The following is a 15365-nucleotide window of genomic DNA, read 5'->3' as shown; positions in this document are numbered from 1 at the left end:
TTTTCTCCTCCTGCCGCTGTGCCGACAAATATCTGGGTCAGAGCCTGACGCCCAGGCGGTCGACCCAGCCGAGGCCGGCATCGGTTCCGGCGCGGGGCCGGTACTCGCATCCGACCCACCCGGCATAGCCGTGGCGATCGAGCGCATCGAAGATCGCCGGATAGGCGATCTCGCCCTCGTCAGGCTCGGCGCGACTGGGGACAGCGGCGATCTGCACATGGCCGATGACCGGCATCAGCCTTTCAAGCCGGGTGAGGATGTCCCCCTCGCCGATGGCGGCATGGTAGACGTCGAAAAGAAGCCGCAAATTTGGCGCGCCGACTGTCCCGATCAACGACACCACCTCGGTGGTGGTGGAGTGGAAATAGCCGGGCGCGTCGCGCTGGTTGATGGGTTCGAGCAGCAGTGTCAGGTCGGGCGCCTGAAGCGCCGCCCAGGCCAGGTTGTCTTCAAAGATCTCCCTCGCGCGCGGCTTTTCCGCTTCGGCGACGATGCCCGCCAGGACGTGAACGGCGGAAGCGCCTGCGGCTCGCGCATAGGCCAGGGCCTGCTCGATGGAGGCTTTGAAGTCGTCGCGGCGGCCTTGCAATGCGCCCAGGCCGAAATCGCCCTTTGCTCCGTCGCCATGGGGCGCATTGATGCTGACAAGCGTCACGGCGTTTGCCTCGCAGGCCGCACGCACCAGCGCCGCGTCGGTGTCATAGGGTCCATGCAATTCGACGGCGCGGAATCCGGCGCGGCCAGCTGCAGTGATGCGGTCGAGCAGCGGCAGCTCTCTCCAGAGAAAGCCCAGATTGGCTGAAAATTTCGGCATCGCTTGTATCCATTTGGGGGAGGGCGTCAGATGCTGCCGCCGAGTTCGTCCTCGATGTGCACCCGGATGATGTCGTCGAAGCTCTGTTCGCCGACGAATCCAAGTTCGGTAGCGCGGCGCGCATCGAAGTTCTTCGGCCACCCCGAGATGATGGGGCCGATGGTGGCGTCGGGCTCGCGGCGGATCAGCGCGACGGCCTTGTCGCCTGCGATTCGTCGCAGCGCCTCGATCTGCCCGCCCACCGTCGTCGACAGACCGGGCATGGTCAGGTTGCGGCGGGCGCCGAGCCTGCCGGTGTCGAGCTCCGCCGCATGCAGCAGGAAGCCGATCGCCGCGCGCGGGCTGGCAAACCAGTGCCGCACGTCGTCGCCAACCGGCAGCACCGCTTCCAGGCCGACCAAAGGTTCGCGCAGGATGCCCGAAAAGAAGCCCGAAGCCGCCTTGTTGGGCTTGCCGGGGCGAACCGAAATCGTCGGCAGGCGGATGCCGACACCGTCGAGGAAGCCGCGCCGGGAGTAGTCGGCGAGCAGCAATTCATCGATCGCCTTCTGCGTGCCGTAGCTGGTCAGCGGGGTGAGGATCTGGTCGTCGCCGATGATGGCAGGCAACGGTTCGCCGAAGACGGCGATGGAGGAGGTGAAGACCAATTTCGGGCAATAGGCCTGGTTTCGGGACGCCAGACGCACTGCCTCGAAGAGCATCCGGGTGCCGTCGAGATTGATCCGATAGCCCTTCTCGAAATCGGCTTCGGCCTCGCCCGACACTATGGCGGCGAGATGGAAGATCAGGTCAGGCCGCGAGGCGATCACCGTCTCGGCGACACCCGGCATGGAGAGGTCTGCTGCGACGGTCTCGACTGGACCGGAGAAGTCCGGCCTTTCCGGCGCTACGATATCGGCGAGCACCAGAGATTCGATCCGCCTGCCGAGGATTTCGCCGCGGTCAATCAGCGCCCCGGACAGCTTGCGGCCGAGCATTCCGGCTGCGCCGATGATGAGGATGTTCATGTCGGATGCTCCTTGAGGCACGGTCGAATCGGCAACTGTTTCGGGCGCGGCCAGCGCCAAGGCGGCTGGCTTTCCAGATCCAGGCATGTTTGTTAGGGTCCGCCGCCCGGCTCAAAACTATGTCATATCTGTCCGGTGCGGAGATACCGAAATTTTCGAAACCGGCGAGTGCGCCAGTTTCCAGCCACGGAGACAGTGCGGCTTGCTGCTTTCACCTAACAAGGACCATGCGGCGCAGATCCGCGATTTCGCGTGGGATCTGCCCGCCGATTTCAACATCGGCACGGCCGTGGCCGACCAATGGGCAGCACGGGACCCCGATCGGATCTGCCTGCAGAATTTCAGCCTGGACGGCCAGCACACATCTCTGACCTATGGTGAACTGGCACTGCGGTCGAACCGCCTCGCCCGCGGCCTGCGGCGGCTCGGCGTCCGCCGGGGCGATCGTGTGGCGATCATGCTGCCGCAGGGATTTGAGACGGCCATCGCCCATGTGGCGATCTACAAGCTCGGTGCCATCGCCGTGCCGCTGGCACTGCTGTTCGGCATCGAGGCCATCAGCCACCGGCTGGGCGCTTCGGGCGCCAGCGTGATCATCACCAATCCGTCCGGGCGCGACAAGGTTGCCGTCATCCGCGAGACCGCTCCGGCGCTTGACCATGTGGTGGTCACCGGCGGGGACGCAGGTGAGGCCGGGTTCGAGGCACTGCAGACCGGGCAGGACGATGCCCCGCTCATCATCGAAGCCGGCCTCGACGATCCGGCGCTGATGATCTTTACCTCGGGCACGACGGGATCACCCAAGGGCGCGCTGCACGCCCACAGGGTGCTCATCGGCCACATTCCCGGCGTGCAGACGCATCACGAATTCCTGCCGCAGCCCGGCGACCGCCTGTGGACGCCGGCCGACTGGGCCTGGGCCGGGGGACTGCTCAACGTGCTGTTGCCGGGACTGCTGCTCGGCGTTCCCGTGGTGGCGTCCCCGGCGCAGAAATTCGATCCCGAGCTGGCCTATCGGATCATGGCGGAGATGCAGGTGCGCAATGCTTTCATCCCTCCCACTGCGCTCCGCATCATGCGGACAGTGGCCGATCCGCGCAGCCGCCACGCGCTCAATCTCCGGACCATCGGTTCGGGGGGCGAATCGCTGGGCCAGTCCACCTTCGACTGGGCCAAGCGCGAACTCGGCCTGACGATCAACGAGTTCTATGGCCAGACCGAATGCAATCTGGTGCTGTCGTCCTGCGCGGCGAGCGGCGTGAGCCGCGGGGGCGCCATCGGCAAGCCGGTCGCCGGGCACGAGGTCGCGATCATCGATGATGAAGGCAATCCCGTGGCGAATGGAGTGTCCGGTCAGATCGCGATCAGGCGGCCCGATCCGGTGATGTTCATCGGCTACTGGGAGAATGCGGAAGCCACCCGGTCGAAGTTCATCGGTGATTGGCTGCTGACCGGCGACCAGGGCGTGCGCGATGCGGACGGCTATTTTTCCTTCTTCGGCCGCGACGACGATGTTATCACCTCCTCGGGCTATCGCATCGGCCCGGCGGAGATCGAGGACTGCCTGACCGGGCATCCGGCAGTGGCGTTGGCGGCTGTGGTGGGCAAGCCGGATCCATTGCGCACCGAGATCGTCAAGGCCTATGTGGTACTCGTCGAGGGACAGCGGGGCGACGAAACCATGACGGTAGGGATCCGCGAGTGGGTCAAGACCCGGTTGTCGGCGCATGAGTATCCGCGCGAGATAAGCTTCGTCGACAGCCTGCCGCTGACCACCACGGGCAAAGTGATCCGGCGCGAACTCAGGCAGCGGGCAGTCAAGGAGGCGGAAGCTGGCCGATAGGTTTCGGTGCCGCGGGGCTTGCGGGTTTCAGCGGCGGGCGAGGCCGCGGATCTTCTCGCGCAGGATGCGGGCCATGTTGCGGGTGTTGCGGTAGATGTGCAACTGCGCGGCGACCTGGCGGACATCCCTGTCGCGATTCTGCGAGAGCCCGATGACCAAGGTCCCCATGGTGACGCGTTCGGTCCAGAACCGGCTCATGATCGGGTGGTCGGGTGCAGCACAGGAATCGGTGCGGCGGATGTTGAGATCATCGAGGTGCCATTCCGTGAGCCGGTCCATCAACAGCTTGCCGGGCGAGAAGCGGGCATAGGTCTCGTCATAGGCAGTCTTCCATGTGTAGGCATCGCCCGCGGTTATCAGTACCACCATGGATGCGATCGTCTCGCCGTTGAGCGCGATGCTGTGGATGCGGACGCTGTCGGTCTCGGCCAGGCTGTTGATGGCCTCGCGCGCGAAAGCGGCCCTATACCGGTCGGAGACCATCGCGGTGCGACGGCGGCCTTTCCAGCCGCTGTCCTCCAGGGTCAGAAACTCCTCGAGCTGGGCTCGGATTTCCGCAGGCTGACGGGCGACATGATAGTCGAGCGTGCCCTGTTCCGACAGCCGCCGCCATTGCCGCCGCATCTCGCGCCGATGGTGCCGGGAAATCGCCCTGGAGAAGTACTCGTCGGCATCGAGCGCGCTTTCGAGCATCGGCCGCTCGACCCGGTCGGTGTCGGTGACGGGAAGGTTCCGGCCGAGCGCCACGGCGCGCAGGAGACTCGCGACCGGCCCGTCAAGCCGAAGGTCGGGAATGACGAGGATGCCGGGGAGGCCAAGCTCGGGACGTGCCAGGCCTTCCAGCAGGTTGTCGAGCGTCTCGGCGGCACCCTCCGCGTCGACCAGCGGCGTGCCGAGGGGACCGAAGGGGTTGGACCATACCCGGATGATGGAGGCGCCGACCGAAAAACCCGGCTTCTCGATCGAGAACGGCATGAGCAGCCGCATCCGCGAATACTTCTCGGTCTGGTCGCGCATCAGCATCAGCCGGATCTGGCGATCCTCGAGCCGCGGCATCGCCGGGGCAAGGAAACGGCCGGAGAAGAACACATTGGGTTCCATGGCGCGGTTGGTCAGGTAGTCAAGCTCCTCCTGCAGGCCGTAGCCGGAACGTCCCGAATAGAGCGCCAGATGACGGTGCCCGGCCCCGACCCGGATGTCCTGCTCGGCCAGCGGGCGCTCCGCCTCCAGATGGGCGAATTCACCGATGAGCGCATTGGCCTGGCTGCCGACGCTATCCTGAACGATGGGATTGGACATGGTCTATCCCACCCTGGTCCGGCCATCGACCGGCGTGCCGGGCGACCGGGCGCCGATGAACAGCAGAATGCCAAGACGGCGCCGGACGATCAGATGCAGCAGCAGGGCCTCGATCATCATCGCGCCCATCGTGGCGAATGCGGCGCCGGCGATGCCATAGATCGGAATCAGCAGGACATTGAGGCCAATATTGGCCGCGAGCGCGCCGGCATAGATGGCTGCGCAGATCTTCTGCTCGCCGACCATGGTCAGAAGCACTTCTCCGGGGCCGACCGTGGCCTTGGCGATGATGCCGGCCAGCAGGATGATCATGACCGGGTGGCCGTCTCCGAAATGTGGGCCGAACAGCGACAGCAGGAAGGGACCGGCGGCAATCACCGCGGTGCCGACGGCGAGCGAGGGCCAGAAGGTCCAGTGCACGGCCTGGCGGGCGAACTTCGCCAGGCCGGGCGCGTCGCCGTCCGAGACGAGGCTCGAGAATCGGGGCGCGGCCGCCGCCTTGACGGCAAAAAAGACGAAATGAACCAGGGCCATGGTCTTGGCGGCGGCGAAGTAGACAGCGACCTTTTCAGGCGGCAGGTAGAAACCGACGATGATCACGTCGGCATTGGTCAGCATGAAATAGAAGCCTTCGATCAGGAAGATCGGAAGCGCGACCACGATCCAGGTGCGAAAATGGATCTTCAGCGCCCCCGCCATAAATCGGCGAGACAGCTTGCGGGTGATCACGACGAATTGCACGACGGTGGTCAGATAGGCGGCGGCGAGCGTGGCGAGCAGTGCGGTGCGGGCATCCGTGTGAAGGCCGAGCATCATGGCGCCGACGACGAAGATCAGGATCAGCAACGGTCGAACGATATAGGTGGGGCTGAGGGCGTACACAGCCCAGCCATTGGCGCGCGCGGTGCCATCCAGCACGTCGCCGAGCGCGATCATCGGCAGAGCGAAGGCGCCGATGAACAGCGGCGTCACATAGTAGTTCTCGATGCGGTCGCCGAGCAGGTAAAGCGCCGCAATGCCCGTGGCGGCTATCAGTGTTGCTGACAGGAGGGCAAAGATCCGCGCCGTGACGGCAAGGCCGCGGATTGCGTCATCCGCACCCTCAGCGCGGTATTGCGGCAGGAACCGGATGACGGCGGTATGGAAGCCAAGGCAGGAAAGATTGCCCAGTATGACCGCCAGCACCCAGACGAATACGAATATGCCGTATTCGAAGTCGCCCATCAGGCGGGCGAGCACGATCTGCGAGGCAAATGCGATGGCCGCGCTGACAACGCGGATGCCGAAGGCGATCAGCGCCATGCGCTGGGCGGCCGCGGTTTCATCCTCACCCCGGATGACCTCAGCCAACTGCCGGACAAGCATCGCCAGCCACTCGACGGTGCGCGGCGGGAGCACTCTTCCTGCTGTCTCGATCAATGCCATGGGGCAGGCGGATCCGGTTCAAAGACCTCGTGAGCCCGCATGATGGCACGGTGACGTTAAAAAACGGTTCGGGTGATAATGCCGCCGATTCAAAGACAAGCGGAATGAGCCGGCAAAGCGGCGACCCTGCTGTTTCAGCGCGGCCTGCAGAGGAACACGAGCGTGAAGGACAGCGAGCGTGGCAACCATCGAAAAGGCGAGCAGAGCACCCGGTCGATGATGAAGCGCTGGCGCAGGGTATGGGCGAGCCAGCGCCAGTCAAAGCCCTTGTGCTGCACCCCGTGTGGAGGCAGCCGCTCCAGCCGATCGCGGGCGGCATTCCAGGCTTCCCTCCGGCTGTACTCCCGATGCCGCATGTAACCCGTCGCCCACGATCCGAGATTCTTGATCAGCAGGGCCGGCCCGATCTCATTGGGCACAGAACACATGAACAGCTGCGGCCGGGCGGCGCGGATGCTGTCCAGAAGCGCGGTGACCTTGTCGTCACCGACATGCTCCAGGGTTTCCAGAGCAAGAACGGCATCGGAACCCGCGAGCGGCTCGGGATGGTCCTCCGCAGAGCCTTCGATGATGCGGAAGTTCGATGAACCGGCATATCTCTGCCGCGCCATCCGACAGAATTCGGGATCGATCTCAATGCCGGTGTACTCGATGGCGAAACGCGCATCGAGCACCGCAAAGGCCTTGGCATGGGCGCAGCCGATGTCGACGATCCGCAATGTTTCGCCGCGGTCTATGGCGGCGATGGCTTCGATCAGATATCCGTACCGGATGGAATGGAGATAGCGCACCAGCCCGTTGAAGGCCTGGTTCCGCTCGTAATCCAGCGCATGGCTTCCGCGCATCTATTCCCCCCGGAGCGCGGGTCGGCGCGTTGCGCCGGCCGCTCAGGCCTCAGCCAGGACCGCCGCATCCGTCCACGATGGACCCATCCCGCAGCTGCAACGCAATGATCGGCTCAGGCCTCCAGGACGCCGTGGCAGTGCTTGAACTTCTTGCCCGAGCCACAAGGGCAAGGCTCGTTGCGACCGACCTTGCCCCAGGTCGACGGATCGTCCGGGTTGCGGTCTTCAGGTGCCACGATCCGCGTGTCCGCGGACAGGAGTCCGGGCTCGAACTCGTCCTCGCCTGTGCTTGCGTCCACATGATGGGCGGCCATCTGCGGGGGGAGTTGCGGCTCGGGCGCCTCGGCGGCCTCGCGCACGATCTCGACCCGCGACAGCTGCGCCATCACCGCCTGGCGGAGATTGGCAAGCAGGGCCTGAAACAGCTCGAAGGCCTCCGCCTTGTATTCCTGCAGCGGATCGCGCTGGGCGTAGCCACGGAAGCCGACCACCGAGCGAAGGTGATCAAGATTGACCAGCTGTTCCCGCCAGAGATGGTCCAGCGTCTGGAGAACCAGCGATTTTTCCACATAGGTCATCACGTCGGGGCCGAAGCGCTCGGCCCGTTCCGCCGCCGCCTGATTGGCGGCCTGGGTGATGCGCTCGCGGATGTCGTCCTCTGCAATGCCCTCTTCCGCGGCCCATTCCTCGATCGGAAGATCAAGATTGAGATACTGCTGGACGCCCTTCTTCAGGTCGGCCACGTTCCACTGCTCGGCATAGGCCCGTTCGGGAATGCTCAGCGTCACCAGATTGTCGATGACTTCCTGGCGCATGTCGGCAACGGTCTCGGAAATCGACTCGGCTTCCATCAGCTCGATGCGCTGCTCGAAGATGACCTTGCGCTGGTCGTTCATCACGTCATCGAATTTCAGGAGATTCTTGCGGATATCGAAGTTGCGTCCCTCGACCTTCTTCTGCGCGCGCTCGAGCGCCTTGTTGATCCAGGGATGGACGATGGACTCGCCTTCCTTGAGACCCAGGGTCTTGAGCATGCCGTCCATGCGCTCGGAGCCGAAGATGCGCATGAGGTCGTCCTGCAGCGACAGGAAGAATTTCGAGCGGCCGGGGTCGCCCTGGCGGCCGGAGCGGCCACGCAGCTGGTTGTCGATGCGGCGGCTTTCATGGCGTTCGGTTGCCAGAACGTAGAGGCCGCCGGCGGCAAGCGCCTCGTCCTTGAGCTTCTGGATTTCGGCGCGGATCTGGGCTTCGCGGGCAACGCGCTCGGGACCCGCCGGAACATCAGCCAATTCGGCTGCAACGCGCATGTCGGCGTTGCCGCCGAGCTGGATGTCAGTGCCGCGGCCGGCCATGTTGGTGGCGATGGTGACTGCGCCCGGGACGCCGGCCTGGGAGACGATGTAGGCCTCCTGCTCGTGGTAGCGGGCGTTGAGGACCTGGAAGCCCTCGATGCCCGACTTGCGCAGCAGCTCGGCCAACAACTCGGATTTCTCGATGGAGGTGGTCCCGACCAGCACCGGCTGGTTGCGCTCGCGCGCCTGGCGGATGTCGTCGACGATGGCCTGATATTTCTCCTCGACGGTGCGGTAGACCTCGTCGTCCTCGTCGATGCGCGCGATCGGCACGTTGGTGGGCACCTCGACGACATCGAGACCGTAGATGTTGCCGAACTCCTCTGCTTCGGTCGAAGCCGTGCCGGTCATGCCGCCGAGCTTGTCGTACATTCGAAAATAGTTCTGGAAGGTGATCGATGCCAGCGTCTGGTTCTCGGGCTGGATCGGCACATGCTCCTTGGCTTCGAGCGCCTGATGCTGGCCTTCAGAATAGCGACGGCCCGGCATCATGCGGCCGGTGAATTCATCGATGATGACGATTTCGTTGTTGCGGACGATGTAGTCCTTGTCGCGGGTGAACAGCCGATGGGCCTTGAGGGCGTTGTTGATGTGGTGGACAATGGCGACGTTCTCGACGTCATAGAGCGATTCGCCCTTGAGCAGACCTGCCTCGTTGAGCAGCTTCTCGAGCTTCTCCGTGCCGACCTCGGTGAAGGTGGCCGAGCGCTGCTTTTCATCGATCTCGTAATCTTCCTCCGACAGCATCGGAATGAATGCGTCGATGGTGTTGTACAGCTCCGAGCGGTCGTCAAGCGGACCAGAGATGATCAGCGGCGTGCGGGCTTCGTCGACCAGGATCGAGTCGACTTCGTCGACGATCGCATAGTGGTGGCCGCGCTGGACCATCTGGGCCCGCTCGAACTTCATATTGTCGCGCAGATAGTCGAAACCGAGTTCGTTGTTGGTGGCGTAGGTGATGTCGCAGGCATAGGCGGCACGGCGCGCGTCGTCGTCGAGCCCGTGTACGATCACCCCGGTGGTCATGCCGAGGAAGCTGTAGATCCGCGCCATCCATTCGGCGTCGCGGCTGGCAAGGTAGTCGTTGACGGTGACGACATGCACGCCCTTGCCCGACAGGGCATTGAGATAGACCGCCAGGGTCGCCACCAGGGTCTTGCCTTCGCCGGTCTTCATCTCGGCAATGGCATTTTCATTCAGGATCATGCCGCCGATCAGCTGGACGTCAAATGGCCGCAGCCCGATGGCGCGGCGCGCGGCCTCGCGCACGACCGCAAAGGCGGGGACCAGGAGATCGTCGATCTTCGTGCCTGCCGCCAACTGCTCGCGGAACTGCACGGTGCGTGCCGCCAGATCCTCATCGGAAAGCGCCCGTGTCTCCGGCTCGAGCGCGTTGATGGCTGCAACTTTCGGGGCGTAACCGCGGATGCGGCGCTCATTGGACGAGCCGAAAATCTTGCGGGCAATACTGCCGAACTTGACCATACAATGGTCCTTTCTCAAGGCTGCGCTGACGGCGGAGCAGGTGGCATACGCCGTCAACGTAGCCGACACCCCGTTTTGAAGGCGCCGCCCAGGCGGCTTTCGCGGGCGAAAGCGGTCTGGACGGACGGTTGGCTGACAGATAAGAGGGGGGTTGTGCGATGTCAACGGCGGCTGCGTGCCGTCTTAGACCATCATGATCAGCGATCTCGCTCCGCGATCATGATTGACTCACCCCATTCAGAAAGGTTCCTCCATGCGCCACACCACCCTGTTCGCCGCCCTGCTTCTCGCCAGCGTTGCCCTTTCGCCGGGCGCAGGCCTTGCTGCCGACGATGCCGATCCGGTGGTGGCGAAGGTCGCGGGCAAGGATATTCATGCCTCCGAGCTCACCTATGCGGAAGGTGACCTGGATCCGCAATTCGACAAACTGCCGGCCGAACAGCGCCGGCTCGCGGCGCTCTCGGCCGTCATCGACATCGAGACGTTGGCGCGCAAGGCCGAAGCCGCCAAGCTCGACGAAGAGGAGAGCTTCAAGCGGCAGATGTCGTTTCTGCGCGACCGGACACTGCACAATGCCTATTTCAAGGCCAATGTCATCGATCCGATCACCGAAGACGACATCAAGGCGCGCTATGACAAGGAAGTCGCAGCCACGCCAGCGGAAGAGGAAATCCATGCCCGTCACATTCTCGTGGCGACCGAGGACGAAGCCAGGGCGGTGATCGCGGAACTTGACGCAGGCAAGGACTTCGCCGAGCTGGCCAAGGAAAAGTCGACCGGCCCGAGCGCCGCAAACGGCGGCGACCTCGATTATTTCGCCAAGGGCTCGATGGTGCCGGAATTCGAAGCCGTCGCTTTCGCCATGAAGAAGGGCGGGTATTCGAAGGAACCGGTCAAGACCCAGTTCGGCTGGCATGTAATCAAGGTCGAGGATCGCCGCGACGCTGCTCCACCTGCGTTCGACAAGGTCAAGGATCAGGTCCGGCAGGTGCTGTTGCGGGAGCGCTACGCGGAGGTCATCACCGGCGCGCGTGAAGACACCGAGATCGAGGTCATTGATCCGGCGCTGAAGGCAGCCTACGAGGCGGTCAACAAGCAGCCCTGAGCCTGTCAACACAACCAAGGGGCGGGGCGGTGGTCCCGTCCACCAGAAGGCACGCTTGCCAAAGGAACGGCCAATGTCGACCGAGATCTCACCCCTGGCTCCGAAGAGCTATGCCAACCTGCCGCCCGTGGACGGAGTCCGAATCGAGACCGCCTCCGCCGGCATCAAGTACAAGAACCGCACCGACGTGATGATGATGGTGTTCGACAGGCCGGCACAGGTTGCGGGGGTCTTCACCACCTCGAAATGTCCATCGGCGCCGGTGGATTTCTGCCGCGCCAACCTTCCGCTCGGCACGGCGCGCGCCTTGGTGGTGAATTCCGGCAATGCCAATGCCTTCACCGGCATCAAGGGCCGGCTCGCCACCGAACTGACCGCTGCCTCGGCTGCACGGGCCGTGGGGTGCGAGGAGGCGGAGGTGTTTCTGGCCTCCACCGGCGTGATCGGCGAGCCGCTGGATGCCGGCAAGTTCTCCGGTGTCCTCGATGCCATGGCGAAATCGGCCGCCGGCGATCGCTGGATGGATGCCGCGCATGCGATCATGACCACCGACACCTACCCGAAGGTCGCCACTCGCAGCGCCCGGATTGACGACGTCGAGGTCGTCATCAACGGCATGGCCAAGGGGGCGGGCATGATCGCGCCCGACATGGCAACCATGCTTTCATTCATCGTTACCGACGCGCCGATAGCTTCGGCCGCACTGCAGTCGATGCTGTCGCGTCATGTGGGCGGCACCTTCAATGCCGTCACGGTGGACAGCGACACCTCGACCTCGGACACGTTGCTGTTGTTCGCCACGGGCGCGGCGGCCGATCGCGGCGCGGGCGAGATCGCCCTGGCGAGCGATCCGCGAGCCCGCGGATTTGTCAAGGCGCTGGCAGACCTGATGCAGGACCTGGCGCTGCAGATCGTGCGCGATGGCGAGGGCGCGCGCAAACAGGTGGAGATCACCGTCACCGGCGCCGCCTCCGCCAAGGCGGCTGGCAGGATTGCTCGCTCGATTGCAAATTCGCCGCTGGTCAAGACCGCGATTGCCGGCGAAGACGCCAATTGGGGCCGGGTCGTCATGGCTGTCGGCAAGGCCGGGGAAAGGGCCGAGCGCGACAAGCTGGCGATCTGGTTCGGTGACGTTCGTGTCGCCGTGGCGGGCGAGCGCGATCCCGACTACAGCGAAGCCGAGGCCAGCGACGTGATGAAAAGGGACGAGATCTCGATCCGGGTCGATCTCGGCATCGGCAGCGGCAAGGCGCGGGTCTGGACTTGCGACCTGACGAAGGCCTATGTGGAGATCAATGGCGATTACCGGAGCTGACCATGGCCACCGGGCCCGCCAGCAAGGCCAAGAGCAAGGAAGCCGACGCCATCATGCCCAATCTTGCAAGTGTCAGGCGGCTTGAAGCTGTCGGCTTTCGGGCCTGGCCCGCGGCTTCCATCCAATATGACGGCAGCTGGCAGATCCGGCTGACGGCCGGCCACCCGTCCAAGCGGCTCAATTCCGTCAATCCGCTCGACCCCTCCGATCATCTCGATATCGAGAATCGCGTCGAGCGTGCGGCACGGCGCTTCGGCGCCTATGACCGGCCGCTGGTGTTCCGCCAATCTCCGCTGGCGCCGCCGCAGCTTGAGGCATTCCTCGATGCCCGGGGCTGGCGCCGGTTCGACGAAACCATCGTCATGGCGGGCGCAATCGCCGATCTCGATATCGATGGCGGCATGGATCACCTGCCGATGAGGGATATCGGCCGCTATGTCGACGCATCCATCGCGGTGCACGGACGCGACACCGCGCTGAAGGCAGGGCTGACGGAAGTTTTGAGTTCGATCCGGCCGCCCAGTGGCCTGTTCGTCATCGAGGACGGACTGTCCGGGCCGGTTTCCACTGCGCTTTGCGTGCATGACAACGACATGGCCGGGCTCTTCGAGCTGGCCACCCGAGCCGACAAGCGCCGCGGCGGGTACGGCCGCGACGTGGTGCGTGCCGCTCTCCGGTGGGCGCGCCACCGCGGCGCCGAAAAGGCCTGGCTGCAGGTGGAGAGCCACAACCCGGCTGCCATCGGTCTCTATGCCGCGCTCGGCTTCCAGGAGGTCTACCGCTATGCCTATCGGCAGAAGCCGGGGCACGGATGAACGGGGCTCAAAGACGCCTGCTGCTGGTTTCTGCCTGCGCGCTGGTGGATGCCGACGGGCGGGTGCTGCTGGCCCAACGCCCCACTGGCAAGAGCCTCGCCGGATTGTGGGAGTTTCCCGGCGGAAAGGTCGAGGCCGGCGAGACCCCAGAACTTGCCCTGATCCGCGAGCTCGAGGAGGAACTCGGCATCGTCACGCAGGTGGCGTGTCTGGCGCCGCTGACATTCGCCAGCCACAGCTATGATGATTTTCACCTGCTGATGCCGCTGTTCATCTGCCGCCGCTATGAAGGCCAGCCGCAGGGCCGCGAAGGCCAGGCCCTGAAATGGGTCCGGCCGAGGGACCTGCGGTCGTACCCCATGCCCCCCGCAGACGAACCGCTCATCGCCCATCTCGTCGATCTGCTCTGACTGCCCCATTGCGGTACGACCGACACAATCGGCAGCAATCCTCCATTAGCGTTAATCCTCCGTCAATGCACTTGAGGCAACATTAACCTCAACAACGGTCATCGGAATGACCATCGGGCGGGGCGCGTCATGGACGACGGCAATTTCTGGATGACAGTCATGGACAAAGGCGGATCGGGCCATCAGCCGAGCGGTTTTGGCGCGGTGAGAGTGGCGCTGCTTTTCGGCACAGCCGCCATCGCGCTTGCCGTCATCCTCACTCCGATCCTCGCCGAAAGGACAACCGCGCATGTGGCCTTTCTGCCGGGCGACTACGATTCGATAACCACCGGATCAATCCCGGCGAAAACCGGCCCGAGAAGAAGCTATACGATCCGAAAATCAGTTCTGCAGATCACCCCAGAGGCCGTCTGCATCATTGACCGTGCCGGCCACTCTGTTGGAGATTGTTGAACCTGATGTCCCAAACTTATGAACGCCGGCCGGAACCGGCACCGTGCACCGCCGGTCTTGAGCGACTGGCGCGCCGGTTCGCAGCCGACAGGTCGGGCGCCACCGCGATCGAATACGCACTCATCTCCACCCTGATCGCCGTGTCGCTGATTTACGGCGCGCAGATGCTCGGGAATTCGATCAACCAGCTCTTCGCCAACACATCCACGGACCTGACCAACAGCCTCTGACCCCTCAACGGGCACGCGTTGGCCTGACCGCTTCGCATGTACGGACGGCAGCCCGGCTTGGGTCAGCGCGGCAGCTTGCGCTCCGGTGTCCTGAGGGCGTCCGCAAGGCGCACCCTTGCCGATCCCGGCCGCAATGGCTTCTGCTGGCTCTCGTGTGGAGCCCAGCCGGAAAGGTGGATGACCGGAAAACTGGCCCTGATGCGCCCATCGGCATCGGAAAAGCGCTCGGCATAGATCTCGGCTGCTTTCAAGAACAGCGCCTTCGACACCGGCTTGCGGCTGCGGCCTGCGAGCACACTGGTCATTCCCATGGCGCGCAGGTCGCGCATGAGCGCAAACAGGTCGTCATAGCGGACCGTGATGGATTCGACATCAGCCACCGGTAAGGCGAAGCCGGTGCGCTGCAGCAGAGCTCCATAGTCCCTGACGTCGGCGAAGGGGTGGACGCGCGCATGGGCGCCGCCGGAAAGGCCGCTTTCGGCAGCGAGGAGACTTTCGCGCAGTTCTCCCAGCGTTCCGGACGCAGGTATGGTGGCCAGAAACAGGCCATCGGGCCGGAGCAGGCGGCGTGCCTGGATGAGGACGCCAGGCGTGTCATTGGTCAGGTGCAGAGCCAGGGGCGAGACGATCAGATCGGCTGCCCCCGGTTCCCCCGGCACTAAATCCGGGCTTGCCAGGACCTGGTCGCGGCCGGCGATTCCATAAACCGGGGTCGAATCGATGAAACGGAACGCTTCTGTCTTGCCCGTTGCCTGCATGAGGTCGGCCGTCAACGCCGTGCCCCCATGGACCTGGACGGGGTGATCGAAATGGCGCTCGACAATGGAGAGCCTCTCGGCCATGTCCTGGCCGCTGCGCCTGAGCAGAAAATCGGCGCCCGCAACCGGATTTTTCAGCGCACGGGCGCGGCGCAGCGCCAGAAGCGAATGGTCGAAGATCGGATCCAAGGCTGCCAGCCTCCTCGTGC

The 15365-nt window shown here is 64.3% G+C and carries 14 protein-coding genes; 7 read left to right on the top strand and 7 right to left on the bottom strand.

Going from position 1 to position 15365, the window contains the following annotated elements; genetic code table 11:
- Positions 1 to 37: 37 nt before the first annotated feature.
- Both DFR52_RS18355 and denD read right to left on the bottom strand, forming a co-directional pair.
- Entirely contained in the window at positions 38 to 814 is a 777-nt protein-coding gene (locus DFR52_RS18355) for a hydroxypyruvate isomerase family protein (RefSeq protein ID WP_110033479.1), read from the bottom strand.
- A 26-nt stretch (positions 815 to 840) separates the two neighbouring features.
- Positions 841 to 1821 (bottom strand): D-erythronate dehydrogenase, encoded by a 981-nt coding sequence (gene denD / locus DFR52_RS18350; RefSeq protein WP_110033776.1) that lies wholly within the window; start codon positions 1819 to 1821, stop codon positions 841 to 843.
- A 202-nt stretch (positions 1822 to 2023) separates the two neighbouring features.
- On the opposite strand from denD, the gene DFR52_RS18345 reads away from it, so the two are divergent.
- A complete protein-coding gene (locus DFR52_RS18345; RefSeq protein WP_425351223.1) occupies positions 2024 to 3664 on the top strand; it encodes an AMP-binding protein in 1641 nt (546 codons plus the stop codon).
- A gap of 27 nt (positions 3665 to 3691) precedes the next feature.
- Here the strand turns inward: DFR52_RS18345 and DFR52_RS18340 are convergent, their stop codons facing one another.
- The 4 genes from DFR52_RS18340 to secA all read right to left on the bottom strand — a co-directional run bounded on the left by DFR52_RS18340 (position 3692) and on the right by secA (position 10070).
- On the bottom strand, positions 3692 to 4963 hold the full coding sequence (locus DFR52_RS18340) for a GNAT family N-acetyltransferase (protein WP_110033477.1): 1272 nt from the start codon (positions 4961 to 4963) through the stop codon (positions 3692 to 3694).
- A gap of 3 nt (positions 4964 to 4966) precedes the next feature.
- A complete protein-coding gene (locus DFR52_RS18335; protein WP_110033476.1) occupies positions 4967 to 6388 on the bottom strand; it encodes a lipopolysaccharide biosynthesis protein in 1422 nt (473 codons plus the stop codon).
- A gap of 134 nt (positions 6389 to 6522) precedes the next feature.
- Positions 6523 to 7233, bottom strand: coding sequence for a class I SAM-dependent methyltransferase (locus DFR52_RS18330; RefSeq protein ID WP_110033475.1), 711 nt, complete (start codon positions 7231 to 7233; stop codon positions 6523 to 6525).
- A gap of 113 nt (positions 7234 to 7346) precedes the next feature.
- Positions 7347 to 10070: a preprotein translocase subunit SecA gene (gene secA / locus DFR52_RS18325; protein ID WP_110033474.1), complete on the bottom strand. Its 2724-nt coding sequence runs from the start codon at positions 10068 to 10070 to the stop codon at positions 7347 to 7349.
- A 253-nt stretch (positions 10071 to 10323) separates the two neighbouring features.
- On the opposite strand from secA, the gene DFR52_RS18320 reads away from it, so the two are divergent.
- The 6 genes from DFR52_RS18320 to DFR52_RS18295 all read left to right on the top strand — a co-directional run bounded on the left by DFR52_RS18320 (position 10324) and on the right by DFR52_RS18295 (position 14398).
- Entirely contained in the window at positions 10324 to 11175 is an 852-nt protein-coding gene (locus tag DFR52_RS18320) for a peptidylprolyl isomerase (protein WP_110033473.1), read from the top strand.
- Between the two features lie 73 nt (positions 11176 to 11248).
- Positions 11249 to 12490, top strand: coding sequence for a bifunctional glutamate N-acetyltransferase/amino-acid acetyltransferase ArgJ (gene argJ, locus DFR52_RS18315; protein ID WP_110033472.1), 1242 nt, complete (start codon positions 11249 to 11251; stop codon positions 12488 to 12490).
- A 2-nt stretch (positions 12491 to 12492) separates the two neighbouring features.
- Positions 12493 to 13305 (top strand): GNAT family N-acetyltransferase, encoded by an 813-nt coding sequence (locus tag DFR52_RS18310; protein ID WP_170132310.1) that lies wholly within the window; start codon positions 12493 to 12495, stop codon positions 13303 to 13305.
- Positions 13302 to 13715: an 8-oxo-dGTP diphosphatase MutT gene (gene mutT, locus DFR52_RS18305; RefSeq protein ID WP_110033471.1), complete on the top strand. Its 414-nt coding sequence runs from the start codon at positions 13302 to 13304 to the stop codon at positions 13713 to 13715. Before DFR52_RS18310 ends, mutT begins: the two co-directional genes overlap by 4 nt.
- 129 nt (positions 13716 to 13844) lie before the next feature.
- Positions 13845 to 14168, top strand: a complete 324-nt coding sequence (locus DFR52_RS18300) for a hypothetical protein (RefSeq protein ID WP_110033470.1) — start codon at positions 13845 to 13847, stop codon at positions 14166 to 14168.
- Between the two features lie 5 nt (positions 14169 to 14173).
- Complete coding sequence (locus DFR52_RS18295) at positions 14174 to 14398, top strand: Flp family type IVb pilin (protein ID WP_110033774.1); 225 nt, start codon at positions 14174 to 14176, stop codon at positions 14396 to 14398.
- A gap of 62 nt (positions 14399 to 14460) precedes the next feature.
- Here DFR52_RS18295 and DFR52_RS18290 read toward each other — a convergent pair whose 3' ends face one another.
- Positions 14461 to 15345 carry a malonyl-ACP O-methyltransferase BioC gene (locus DFR52_RS18290; protein WP_110033469.1) on the bottom strand — a complete coding sequence of 295 codons (885 nt, stop codon included), beginning with the start codon at positions 15343 to 15345 and terminating at the stop codon, positions 14461 to 14463.
- Positions 15346 to 15365: the final 20 nt, after the last annotated feature.

Source organism: Hoeflea marina, assembly GCF_003182275.1.
GTDB classification, from domain to species: Bacteria; Pseudomonadota; Alphaproteobacteria; order Rhizobiales; family Rhizobiaceae; genus Hoeflea; species Hoeflea marina.
This window is presented reverse-complemented; position numbering and strand designations above follow the sequence as displayed.